10 protein-coding genes are annotated in these 12,320 nt (G+C 60.2%); 6 read left to right on the top strand and 4 right to left on the bottom strand.

Going from position 1 to position 12,320, the window contains the following annotated elements:
- Nucleotides 1-35: 35 nt before the first annotated feature.
- Nucleotides 36-1,244: an amino acid aminotransferase gene (locus L0U84_RS06870; protein WP_233848743.1), complete on the bottom strand. Its 1,209-nt coding sequence runs from the start codon at nt 1,242-1,244 to the stop codon at nt 36-38.
- A gap of 53 nt (nt 1,245-1,297) precedes the next feature.
- Nucleotides 1,298-2,167 carry a tryptophan 2,3-dioxygenase gene (gene kynA, locus L0U84_RS06865; protein WP_233848742.1) on the bottom strand — a complete coding sequence of 290 codons (870 nt, stop codon included), beginning with the start codon at nt 2,165-2,167 and terminating at the stop codon, nt 1,298-1,300.
- Nucleotides 2,168-2,625: 458 nt separating this feature from the next.
- Here kynA and L0U84_RS06860 point away from each other — a divergent pair, with 458 nt between their 5' ends.
- Entirely contained in the window at nt 2,626-3,873 is a 1,248-nt protein-coding gene (locus L0U84_RS06860; RefSeq protein WP_233848740.1) for an aromatic ring-hydroxylating oxygenase subunit alpha, read from the top strand.
- The gene (locus L0U84_RS06855) at nt 3,870-4,901 is read left to right on the top strand and encodes a flavin reductase family protein (RefSeq protein WP_233848738.1); all 1,032 of its coding nucleotides are present in this window, start codon (nt 3,870-3,872) and stop codon (nt 4,899-4,901) included. The genes L0U84_RS06860 and L0U84_RS06855 overlap by 4 nt, the downstream gene beginning before the upstream one ends.
- Before the next feature lie 13 nt (nt 4,902-4,914).
- On the opposite strand, the gene L0U84_RS06850 is transcribed toward L0U84_RS06855, so the two are convergent.
- Nucleotides 4,915-5,826, bottom strand: a complete 912-nt coding sequence (locus L0U84_RS06850) for a LysR substrate-binding domain-containing protein (protein WP_233848736.1) — start codon at nt 5,824-5,826, stop codon at nt 4,915-4,917.
- Nucleotides 5,827-6,168: 342 nt separating this feature from the next.
- Between L0U84_RS06850 and L0U84_RS06845 the strand changes: the two genes are divergently transcribed.
- From L0U84_RS06845 to L0U84_RS06830, 4 genes are all read left to right on the top strand, one after another.
- On the top strand, nt 6,169-6,888 hold the full coding sequence (locus tag L0U84_RS06845; RefSeq protein WP_233848733.1) for a FadR/GntR family transcriptional regulator: 720 nt from the start codon (nt 6,169-6,171) through the stop codon (nt 6,886-6,888).
- A gap of 156 nt (nt 6,889-7,044) precedes the next feature.
- On the top strand, nt 7,045-7,812 hold the full coding sequence (locus L0U84_RS06840; protein WP_233848732.1) for an SDR family oxidoreductase: 768 nt from the start codon (nt 7,045-7,047) through the stop codon (nt 7,810-7,812).
- Between the two features lie 81 nt (nt 7,813-7,893).
- Entirely contained in the window at nt 7,894-9,186 is a 1,293-nt protein-coding gene (locus L0U84_RS06835) for an MFS transporter (RefSeq protein WP_233848729.1), read from the top strand.
- Between the two features lie 52 nt (nt 9,187-9,238).
- Complete coding sequence (locus tag L0U84_RS06830) at nt 9,239-10,486, top strand: enolase C-terminal domain-like protein (protein ID WP_233848728.1); 1,248 nt, start codon at nt 9,239-9,241, stop codon at nt 10,484-10,486.
- A 146-nt stretch (nt 10,487-10,632) separates the two neighbouring features.
- On the opposite strand, the gene L0U84_RS06825 is transcribed toward L0U84_RS06830, so the two are convergent.
- Entirely contained in the window at nt 10,633-12,258 is a 1,626-nt protein-coding gene (locus tag L0U84_RS06825) for a methyl-accepting chemotaxis protein (protein ID WP_233848726.1), read from the bottom strand.
- Nucleotides 12,259-12,320 lie beyond the last annotated feature (62 nt).

Genomic DNA, 12,320 nt, shown 5'->3' with positions numbered 1-12,320 from the left:
AAGGAGCCAGACCTGCTCGGCTCCGTAATGTCAGGTCAAAGGCTAGCCTGTCGCTTGATGGCGTCGGCGATGGCTTCCCCGACGTAACCAACGTTGCTGTCGTTCAATCCCGCGACGCAAATCCGTCCGGATTGAACGAGGTAGATCGCTTTGCGCTCGCGCAAAGCGTCGACCTGCGCCCCGCTCAATCCGGTGTAGCTGAACATGCCGCGCTGATCCGTCAGATAGCTCGCATCGACATCCGGCACGAGCGTCTCGAGCGTCGAACGTAGTTTGCGTCGCATGTCCTTCATGCGTTGGCGCATCTTTGCGAGCTCCTGATGCCAGTGACGCGTCGTCTCCGGATCACTCAGAATCGTGCTGACCAGCTGAGCGCCAAAAGCTGGCGGACTCGAGTACACCTGCCTGACCGTCGCTTTGAGTTGACCCAGCACTCGACATGCGGTCTGCGCATCCGGACAGACGATCGACAGAGCGCCGGCGCGCTCGCCATAGAGCGAGAAATTCTTCGAGAACGAATTGGTCACGATGACCTGCAGACCTGCTTCCACCATTTTGCGGATCGGAGCCGCATCGTCGTCGAGCCCATCTCCAAAGCCCTGATAGGCCATATCCACGAACGGCAACAGGTGACGGCGTTTCAACAGGTCTATGACGGTCGCGAACTGTTGCGCCGACAGGTCCGCGCCGGTCGGGTTCTGACAGGACGGCTGCAGCAGCACGACGCTGCGCTCGGGCAATGTATCCAGCAACGAAATCATCGCGTCGAAATCGATGCAATTCTTCCCGGTGTCGAAGTATGGATACGTATTGACCTTCAGACGTGCCGACTCGAGGAGCGCGCGGTGGTTATCCCATGTGGGGTCGCTAATCCATACACTGCTGTCGGGCAAATAGGCTTTGATGAATCGAGCCGCGATGTGAATCGATCCGGAGCCGCCAATCGAATGAACGGTAGCAATACGGGCGGATTTCACAGCCTCGGCATCTTCGCCGAAGACGAGTCGCTGGACGGCCGCCCGGTATCTCGCATCACCTTCCATGGGCAGATAGGTGTGGGGCCTGGACGCCCGCTGAATCGTCGCGGTTGCCTGCTTGACGGATTCGAGGACAGGTATCTTTCCGGCCTCGTCATAGTAGAGACCGATACCGAGGTTCGTCTTTTCCGGCCGCTGGTCGGTTAAATACGCTTCCATCAGCGAAAGAATCGGGTCGCCGGGGTAAGCTTCTACGTGCTCGAACATTGCAGTAATCCAGTGAATATTTTTTGGCAGGTCGTGGAACCGTCAAGGGAAACTCAAAGATTGGTCCGGAGCTGCCAGAGCTCCGGGAACAGCACCACATCCAGCATCTTCCTCAGGTATCCGATGCCTTCAGTGCCACCCGTTCCACGTTTGAATCCGATCACACGTTCCACAGTCGTCAGGTGGCGAAACCGCCATTGCCGGAACGAGTCTTCGATATCCACGAGTTTCTCGGCCAACTGATAAAGATCCCAGTACTCTTTCGGATCGCGATACACCCGCAGCCATGCTTCGGCTACTGATGCGTTGTAGCGTGTGGGCAAAGTCCAGTCCGCGTTGAGCCGATCGGGTTCGACGAACAGCCCGGCGCGCGCCAGCAACTTGATGCTCTCGTCGTAGAGGGACGGACGCTCCAGCACCTCTCGCAGGCGCTGGAGGTTTTCGGGCAGATGCTCATGAGGGCGCAGCATCGTTGCGTTCTTGTTGCCCAGAAGAAACTCGATCTCCCGGTACTGACCGGACTGGAAACCCGACGACAGGCCAAGGTAGGGCCTCATCGCCGTGTATTCGGCTGGAGTCATCGTCGCGAGGACGCTCCAGGCCTGCACGAGCTGGTCCATGATCCGGGAAACACGCGCGAGCATCTTGAAGACCGGCTGCAGTTCGCCAGCACGAATACCCGTTCTCGCCGCGCGCAATTCCTGAAGCATCAGTTTCATCCAAAGCTCGGATGTCTGATGCTGAACGATAAACAGCATCTCGTTGTGATCGGGAGACAGCGGATGCTGTGCGTCAAGGACTTTATCGAGGTGAAGGTAATCGCCGTAGCTCATCGAACTGGAAAAATCCAGTTGCGCGTTATGCCAACTTCCATCGACAGCAGAGTCGCTTTTGGCTTCAATTCCTGAGAACGGGCAACTCATTGATATTGCCCCTGCACCCGTCCAACCGGCGCCCGTCCGGGCTCCACATAAACCACTCCACGATTTCCTGACATGACGCCTCCCAGTCTGTTCTCGCTACGAACCGGGTGCAGTCTGTGTCATGACTGCCCGGACTCGCCGCTGTTGCCAAAGCCGCCCGTTGTGAGCGATGTCCGGCAATCATCCGAGCGGGAGACCTGCGCGTCAAAGCAGTTTTTCTGATTTATCGCATGCGGATTTGCATTCAAACGCCCGCAGCCCGATGGCAGCCGGTTTGCGCGGCAGCGGGCACGTTGGCTTGCCCCCGCGATCCATCCAAACGCGAGCGGCATCAATGGCTGACTATCAAAAATTCATGCAAACCATCAGTTTTCATGGCTTGCAAGCGCTTCGTCCGGCAGGTCAAATCGGCACGTGAACATCTCTTTTGATGCAATTCAACCTAACCGAACATCATCATGCTGCCGAACAGTCAACTCATCTCCCTGATTGAATCACGCGTGAGCGGGCGATCGCTGCCGCAACCGTTCTACACCGACGAAGCGGTGTTCGAGCGCGACCTCGAACTGATCTGGGAACGTCAATGGATTCTCGCGGGCGTGGCGGCCCAGATTCCGAAACCGGGCAACTGGTTCACGCTCGAAGTGGGAGCGAGTTCTATCGTCGTGATCCGTGATCGCAGTAAAGCGATTCGGGCGTTCTACAATACTTGCCGCCATCGAGGCTCCAGAATCTGCGCTGGCGAGAAAGGGTCGTCCGGTACGCTCGTCTGTCCGTATCATCAATGGACCTATGGCCTGGACGGCAAACTGCTGTTCACCAAGGAGATGGGCGAAGAATTCGATGCATCGCAACACTCGCTCAAGCCTGTGCATTGCGAAGCAGTCGAAGGCTACATCTTTATTTCGCTTGCAGTGACACCGGCGCCATTCGATGAATTTCGCAAGCAGGTCTCCCCATACATCAAGCCTCACGGACTAGACAACGCAAAGATTGCGTTCGAGCAGACCATTGTCGAAAAAGGCAACTGGAAGCTCGTACTCGAAAACAATCGTGAGTGCTATCACTGCACAGCAAGCCACCCCGAACTTCTGCGCACGATCTCCGAGTTTGACGGGCCCACCGACCCCAGATTCGGAGGCGAATACGCTGAAAAATGCGAGAAGGACGAGGCGCGCTGGACTGCGTCCGGACTGCCCTTCAAGCCAATCGAAACCGATGACGGATACCGGATGGCGCGCGTTGCAATGGAGCGTGGACTCTCCTTTACGATGTCCGGCGAACTCGCCTGCAAGAAGCTGCTGGGCACCAACGAGGACGAGGACGTCGGCTCCTTGCGTTTGCTGCGGTTCCCCAATACGTGGAACCACGTTCTTTCGGATCATGCCATTGCCTTCAGGCTGCTGCCGCTCAGCGCGACCGAAACGCAAGTGACGACGTGGTGGCTGGTCAACGGGGACGCCGTGGAAGGCGAAGACTACGACATCGACGATCTCACGTCGGTCTGGAAGGCCACGAACGCCCAGGACCAGCGACTCGTCGAAGCGAATCAGCAAGGCATCAATTCGAAGGGCTATCAACCTGGCCCCTACTCCCCGCTCGTCGAGCGTGGCGTCACGGAGTTCATCGACTGGTATCTGAACACATTGAAGACCGAGTTGAAAGGCACTCCGAAAACAATCCCATTGGAGTGCATTTCAGAATGACTGCAACCGCTTTCACTGAGGCCATTTGCGTCGGCGTCACAGGCGAGAACTGGAACGTCAAGACCTTCCGTTTTTCGCTTGCTCAACCCGACGAGTCTTTCAGGTTCGAGGCCGGGCAGTATGTGACGCTAAGCGTGGACACCGGCAAGGAAACACTTTTCCGGTGCTACACCATTTCTTCGGCACCAGACAGTCGAGGCACTAGCACGTTCGACATTACGGTCAAACGTTCACCCACCGGTGCGATCTCAATATGGCTTCACGACCGGATGACCGTCGGTGAAAGTCTGCATGTGTCCCGCCCCGCCGGCGACTTCATACTGCCTCGCGACCGTCGGGAGTCGCTGCTTTTTATAGCCGGTGGCGTGGGCATCACACCGCTCATGGCGATGGCGCGAGCCATTTACGCTGAAGGCAAAAGCGCCGACATTCAGTTTCTGCAATTCGCGCGGACGCCTGCCGATATCCTCTTCCATCAGGAATTGCAGCGGATAGCCGGCTCGTGCTGTGGGATCACCGCGCACTTCTACACGTCGGACGAAGAGAACACGGAATTCTCCTTCGGGCTTCTTTCCAAAGAAGTACTCGACGAGGCAGTTCCGGACTGGACCGCGAGGCAAGTGCTGTGTTGCGGACCGGACGCGTTCATGTCAATCATGCGCGATCTGTTTGTTGAGAACGGAGGCAGTGCGTCCCGCTTCCACCAGGAAAGGTTCCAACTGCCGGAACAAGCTCCGGTGCAGGTGCCGGATGGCGTGGGTGTATCGAGAATCCGATTATCGCAGTCGCTGATGGAATTCGACTGCCAACCCGGCACCACGATTCTGGATGCGCTCCACGCGCTGCCGAATGGCCCCAAAATTCCCAATGCGTGTCGCAGCGGCTTATGCGGAACTTGCAAGCTTCGCAAACTGGATGGGCAAGTCGAGATGAATCACAACGGCGGAATTACGGACGAAGAAATTGACGAAGGATACGTGCTGCCGTGCTGCTCTTTACCGCTATCGGACGTCACCCTCGAGTACTAGGCAATCAACGCGGTTATGCCCAGACACTTTGATTGGCGAAATCAATCAGCCAGTCGAGAAAAACCTTGGCGGGCGCACTGAGTTCTTCATTGTCTGCGTAAACAATATATTCACACAGCCCGGTTTTGATCGATACATCGAGCGGCCGGACGAGGAGTGCCTCCCGATCTTCCCGCGGAACACCGTAGGCCCACGCGAGCGCCACCCCCTTTCCGCTGCAGGCCGCGCGATAGACGAGATCGTAATTGGACAGCGTCAGGATCTTTCTGACCGCACCAAGCTGAAAGCCCGCGCTTTCAAGCCACGTGTCCCACGAATTGGAGTCCGCGCTATCGGAGTCGTACTCGATGAGCTCGCACTCCAGCAAATCCCGCGCATGCGTTATTTTGTGGCTGCCCTGATAAGACGGAGAGCAAACCGGAAAAATCTCTTCTTCGAAAAGCTTGACCTTCGTCAGGTTTGGCCAATGTCCGTCGCCATACCGGATGGCGAGGTCAATGGGTTCGTGCCACGGGTCAACCGGCGTATTGCTCGCCAGCACGCGAATATCGATGTTCGGGTGTTGGCTTCGGAATTCGAAGATCGCGGGCATCAACCAGAAGTTGGCCATTGCATTGCTTGCCGCGATGGTGACGGTACTGGTGTCGAGCGCTTCGATCATCGTCACGGCTCGACGAATGGTATTCAGGCTCTGCGCAATCGCTTGCTGAAAGATCAGCCCGGCGCGCGTCAGCTGAATCTCTTTGTGCCTTCGAGTGAACAGCGGCACACCCATGCGCTCCTCGAGCACCTGAATCTGCCTGCTGACGGCCCCCTGTGAAAGGTGCAACTCTTCGGCTGCCTTGGTGAAGCTCATCAGTCTCGCCGATGCCTCGAAAGCGGAAATCGTGTTCAGCGGCGGCAGCCGCTTGCGTGGGGTGGGCAACTTGCAGTCTCCGGATATTGCGTACACACACTTCAGGCTCAACGGCCTTAGCGAGGCACTGTACTGCATTCGAAATCGGTGGACTAGAGAATTGAGCCAGCGCTCGGCCAGGACATACCCCAGGGCCGGCTAAACCGCCTGATATATATCGGCCGGCGCCTCAACATCGATTCCAAAAACGAACGGATAACCGCTTCTTGCATCAGTAATCGCATGCAAAGTCCGTTTGCGCGAGTGCAGATCGACTCGGCCAACGAACTCCGCTTCGGGTGAACCCTTATTGCGACAGCGTGGTCCGACGCCTATCGTTCTAGATCATACGTATGACCTAGAGAGAGTTCGATGGCAACCCTACACCGCCAGGTTCTGAATCGCGTGGGCGAACAGATCTGCTCCGGCCAGTTCGCGCCAGGCGAGATTCTGCCCTCCGAGGACGAGCTCGCCGAGCAGTTGCAGGTAAGTCGCATCACGATCCGCGAGACGATGAAATCGCTGTCCGCGAAGGGCATGCTGCAGGTGCGCCGTCGCTACGGCACGGTCGTGCTGCCCCGCTCGCAGTGGCAGTTGTTCGATCCGGACGTCATCAACTGGCGAGCGCGCGCCGGCGCGACCGATGACGGCCTGATTCAGGACTTGATGGAACTGCGTCTGATCATCGAGCCGAACGCGGCCCGACTGGCCGCGAAGCGTGCAACCGACGAGGATCGCGTCGCGATACGGCGTGCTTTCGAGGCGATGGAACGCGCGGTCGGCGGCCACGGCGAATATGTGCCCGCCGATCTTGCGTTTCATGGCGCGATCCTGACCGCCTGCCACAACCAGTTCGTGCAGCAGATGCAGAACGCGCTGTCGGCGATCCTGCGCACCAGTTTCGAGCTCAGCTCGGAGATCGCGGGCGGCCCAGCCCGTTCGCTGCCGATGCACGAAGCGCTTTGCGTGGCGATCGAGACCGGCGACGAGGCGGGAGCGGAACAGGCGGTGCTCACGCTGATCAAGCGCGCGGAACAGGACTTCGAAGATCGCGCCGAATTGAATCGCGCAGATACCGGCAAGCCAGCCTGAGGCGCGGCGGACGCGGATTCGATGCGCATTCGTTGCGCATTCGTTGCGCATTACGCGTTAGCCAGCAATTCGTTATCGACATCATCGCGACCGGGAAAGCGGTCGCGAGGGGCGCACTCGTGCCTCGTTTCCGACTATGAAGAGAGGTAGCAACCCATGACTTCACTATTCGATCTGAGCGGCCGCACCGCGCTCATCACCGGCTCGGCACGCGGCATCGGCTTTGCGCTGGCCGAGGGCCTGGCGCTGGCAGGCGCGCGCGTGATCCTGAACGGAACGCGCGACGATACGGTTGCCGCCGCCGCCAGGCGTCTCGCCGACCAGGGACTCGACGCACGAGGCCGCGCGTTCGACGTGACGGACGAACAGGCCGTCGCCGCCGCCTTCGCGCAGTGGGATCACGACGGCGTGCAGATCGATATCGTGATCAACAACGCCGGCATCCAGTTTCGCAAGCCGCTGGTTGAACTTCAACTGAGCGACTGGCAGCGCGTGATCGACACCAATCTGACCAGCGCATTCATCGTCGCGCGAGAGGCTGCGCGGCGCATGATCGCGCGCGGCACCGGCGGCAAGATCATCAACATCGGCTCGCTGACGAGCGAAGCGGCACGCGCGACAGTCGGCCCGTACACGGCGGCCAAGGGCGGCATCAAGATGCTGACCCGGGCGATGAGCGCCGAATGGGCGGCGTCGAACATTCAGGCGAATGCGATCGGTCCCGGTTACATCCTGACCGACATGAACCAGCCGCTCGTCGACAACCTGACCTTCGACGCGTGGGTCAGGAGCAGCAATCCCTCGCAACGCTGGGGCAAGCCTGAAGAACTCGTCGGCACCGCGGTCTATCTTGCCTCCGCGGCATCGAGCTATGTGAACGGCCAGATCATCTACGTCGACGGCGGCTGGCTGGCCGTCCTTTGAATGCAGGTTCGCGCGGCGTACAGCACAACGACAGCGCGCCGCCGGACCAACACCCCTACGCCCTTCCTATCCGGAGACATCATGGAAAGCGTCAAACCCGTTGCGCCTCAAAGATGGTGGTATCTGATGCCCATCATCTTCATCACTTACAGCCTCGCGTATCTCGACCGCGCGAATTACGGCTTCGCCGCGGCGGCCGGAATCGACAAAGACCTCGGCATCACGCACGGCACGTCGTCGCTGATCGGTTCGCTGTTCTTTCTCGGCTACTGCCTGTTTCAGGTGCCCGGCGCGATTTACGCGCAGCGCAATAGCGTGAAGAAGCTGATCTTCTTCAGCCTGATTCTGTGGGGCCTCTGCGCCGCCGCGACCGGCATGGTCAGCAACATTCCGATGCTGATGGTGCTGCGCTTCGTGCTCGGCGTGGTCGAGGCCGCGGTCATGCCGTCGATGCTGCTGTATATCAGCCGCTGGTTCACCCGCAGCGAACGATCGCGGGCGAACACGTACCTGATTCTTGGCAATCCGGTGACGGTGCTGTGGATGTCGGTGGTGTCAGGCTATCTGGTCCACAGCTTCGGCTGGCGCGAGATGTTCGTCTTCGAAGGGCTCCCCGCTCTGGTGTGGGCAGTGGTCTGGTGGTTCACGGTCCAGGACCGACCGGCCGACGCACCGTGGATGACCGATGCCGAAAAGGCCGAACTCGCGGCGCGCCTGAAGGCCGAGCAGGCCCATATCGCGCCTGTGCGCGACTACAAGGCTGCATTCCGTTCGTCGCTCGTGCTGAAGTTCTGCTCGATTCACGCACTGTGGAGTATCGGCGTGTACGGCTTCATCATGTGGCTGCCGTCTATTTTGAAGGCCGCTTCGACGATCGACATCGTCTCGGTCGGCTGGCTCGCGGCGGTTCCCTATTTGGCGGCGATCATTCTGATGCTGCTCGCGTCATGGCTGTCGGATAAAACCCGCAATCGCAAACTGTTCGTCTGGCCGCTGCTGCTGATCGGCACCATTGCGTTCGTTGCGTCATATCTGCTCGGCGGGTCGCACTTCTGGATCTCGTTCGCGTTGCTGGTCGTGGCAGGTGCGACGATGTACGCGCCGTACGGACCGTTCTTCGCGCTCGTGCCGGAGCTGATTCCGAGCAACGTACTGGGTGGCGCGATCGGCATGATCAACGCCTGCGGCGCGCTGGGTGCGTTCCTCGGCTCGTGGGTGGTCGGTTACCTGAACGGCGCGACCGGCAGCCCCGCGGCGTCCTACGTGTTCATGGCGGCGGCCCTGCTGCTGTCGGTCATCGTGATGATCACGGTCCCCGAGCGTGCCGGGCAGCGCCCGGCAGACGAGCAGCCGCTTTCGTTGCGTCGCACGTGACGCGACGCAAGCGTGGGTTCCGCTTCAACGATTCGATTCTGGCAGACAACACATGGCAACCCTGATTACCGATGTAAAGGTCATCCTCACCGCGCCGGAAGGCATCAATCTGATCGTCGTCAAGGTCGAGACCAACCAGCCCGGTTTATACGGTCTCGGCTGCGCGACATTTGCGTACCGGCATCTCGCGGTCAAATGCCTGATCGACGAGTATCTGCGGCCACTGCTGATCGGACGCGACGCCGAGGCGATCGAGGAACTGTGGCAGCTGATGCACCAGAATGCCTACTGGCGCAACGGTCCGATCGAGAACAACGCAATTTCCGGCGTCGACATGGCGTTGTGGGACATCAAGGGCAAGCAGGCCAACATGCCGCTCTTTCAGCTGTTCGGCGGCAAATGCCGCGAAGGCGTGCCGGTCTATCGGCATGCGGATGGCCGCGATCTGGGCGAGCTGTGCGAAAACATCCACCGCTACCGCGAGCAAGGCATCACGCACATCCGCTGCCAGAGCGGCGGCTACGGCGGCAACGGTTACGCGGGGGCGCCCGCAAGCGCGCCGCGCGGCGCGGCGGATGGCGTGTATCTCGACAGCAAAAAATACATGCGCGAAACGCTCAAGCTGTTCGAGGGCATTCGCAGCAAGGTCGGCTTCGATGTCGCGCTGTGCCACGACGTGCATGAACGCCTGAAGCCGGTCGAAGCAATTCGCTTCGCCTGTGAGCTGGAGCCGTACGACCTGTTCTTTCTCGAAGATGCGATCGCGCTCGAGGAAGGCGAATGGCTCCGTCAATTGCGGCAGAAGACGACCACGCCGCTCGCGCAGGGCGAACTTTTCAATAATCCGTATGAATGGCGCTTTCTGATCACAGAGCGGTTGATCGATTTCGTTCGCGTTCATCTGAGCCAGATCGGCGGCATTACGGCCGGGCGCAAGCTACAGATCTTCGCCGAGCAGTTCGGCGTGCGGACCGCGTGGCACGGCCCGGGCGACATGTCGCCACTGGCGCACGCAGCCAATATCCATATCGATCTGGCGTCCCGCAATTTCGGTGTGCAGGAATGGTCCGGCACCGAGCCGCCGAACTTCGTGATCCAGGAGCTCAAAGGGCCCAGAGCGGCATTGCTGGACGTGTTTCCCGGCCTGCCCGAATTCCGCAATGGATATGTGTATGCCAACGACAGACCCGGCCTCGGCGTAGACATCGATGAAGCCGAGGCAGCGAAATATCCGTGCGAAAACGCGGTTACCACGTGGACGCAGACGCGACTGAAGGACGGCACGTTGCAGACGCCGTAAGGTCGTCGATCCGATGGCAAGGCCGACATCCGCGTCGGCCATCCCTTCATCTGAATGCGCTATGGTTGTCGTCACTGCGTTCGATGCGGGACATCGTCAGGGAACGGATACGGTGCACAGGTTGCGCCGCGATGGCGTGCGCACCGTCATGCGCACGAGGGCGAAAATGTCGCAACCCGCTCGGGGCGCTTCCCGGTTGGCTCGCTGGAAGACGCGAGCGGCTCGCTCATCCGGAACACCGCGACCGCGCTGTCGAGCGCGCCCGCCTGCTCCTGCAGCGACGCCGCGGCAGCCGCAGCCTGCTCGACGAGCGCGGCATTCTGCTGGGTCGCGCGGTCCATGTGCGTGACCGCACGACTGATCTGCTCGATGCCCCGTGACTGTTCCTCCGAAGCGACGCTGATTTCGCTGACGATACCGGCCACGTTGCGCGCGGCACCAACGATGTCCGACATGGTCGCGCCGGCGCGAATCGCCAGTTCGGAGCCGTTCTCGACCTTCGTCACCGAACTGACGATCAGTTCCCTGATCTCTTTCGCCGCGGCCGCCGAGCGCTGCGCCAAAGCACGCACTTCACCCGCCACCACCGCGAATCCACGTCCTTCGTCGCCGGCGCGCGCGGCTTCCACGGCGGCATTCAGTGCAAGTATGTTGGTTTGAAAAGCGATACCTTCGATCGCACCAATAATGTCGACGATCCGGTTCGAGCCCGCCGACATGTCGGCGATCAGGTCGATCACCTGATCGACCACTTCGCCGCCACGCGCCGCGGTTTTCGACGCGTTTTCAGCGAGCGTATTGGCCTCGCGCGCGTTGTCGGCGTTCTGCCTGACCGTCGCAGTCAATTCCTCCATGCTCGCGGCGGTCTGCTCCAGCGTCGCCGCCTGCTGTTCGGTGCGCGCCGACAGATCGGCATTGCCGCTCGCGATCTCGCGCACACCCTGCGCGATCGCCGCCGTGCCAAAACGGACCTGACTGACCGCGGCAACGAGACTCTGCTGCATACGGGCCAGCGCGCCCATCAGGCGACCCATTTCGTTTCGGCGCACGCCGGCGATCTGCCCCGTGAGGTCGCCGGCCGCGATTCGTTCGAAGTGCTGGATTACCGCGTCGATCGGTCGAAGAATCGCCGCTTTCACGATGAAGCGCGTGCAGAGGCCAAGCACCAGCGCGACCAGCCCGATTGCGGCGAACACCCAGCACAGCAGACGAAAGTGCTGCTGCGCCGACGTAAAGCGTGCTTCCTCGTGCTGCATCTGGAACTTCTCGAGCGCGGCTTCGGCATGTTTATAGTCGCTGAACACCGCATCGGGTGCCTGCCGTTCCGTGGTCCGGAACGTGATGAAATCGTTCTGATCGAGCGCCGTGACTTCGGGCACAAGCACCTGTTTCAACAACTGCCCGCGTTTTGCGCGCAGCGCGTCGGTCAGCGCCTTCTCGTCGTCGTCCGACGCAGGCTGCGCGAGATAGGCCGCCAGTTCGCGATCGCTGTCCGCAAGCCCAGCATGGACGCGAGCGAGCACCGCATCGGTGGGCTTTCCCTGCGCCACGAGCGTTTCATACGCGCCGAGATCGACTCGCACGTTCAGGAGCGCCTCGCTGCTCGCGGCGATGTGGCGCATCGCAACGGTCTCTTCGGTGTACATCTTCTCGAGCGCCGCGTTGGTGGTCTTCAAACCAGCGACGGATATCGCGATCACGAACATCAACGCGGCTGTGTAGCCGGCGATGGTCACCGTGAGCGCGGTTCTGATAGTCGTGTTGCTGAACATGCCTCTCCCTCGCCTGCTGAAATGAAAAAGCGGCCGCGGAAAAGTCCGCGGCCGCAAGCTGG

The sequence above is a fragment of the Paraburkholderia sp. HD33-4 genome (assembly GCF_021390635.1).
GTDB lineage: Bacteria > Pseudomonadota > Gammaproteobacteria > Burkholderiales > Burkholderiaceae > Paraburkholderia.
This window is presented reverse-complemented; position numbering and strand designations above follow the sequence as displayed.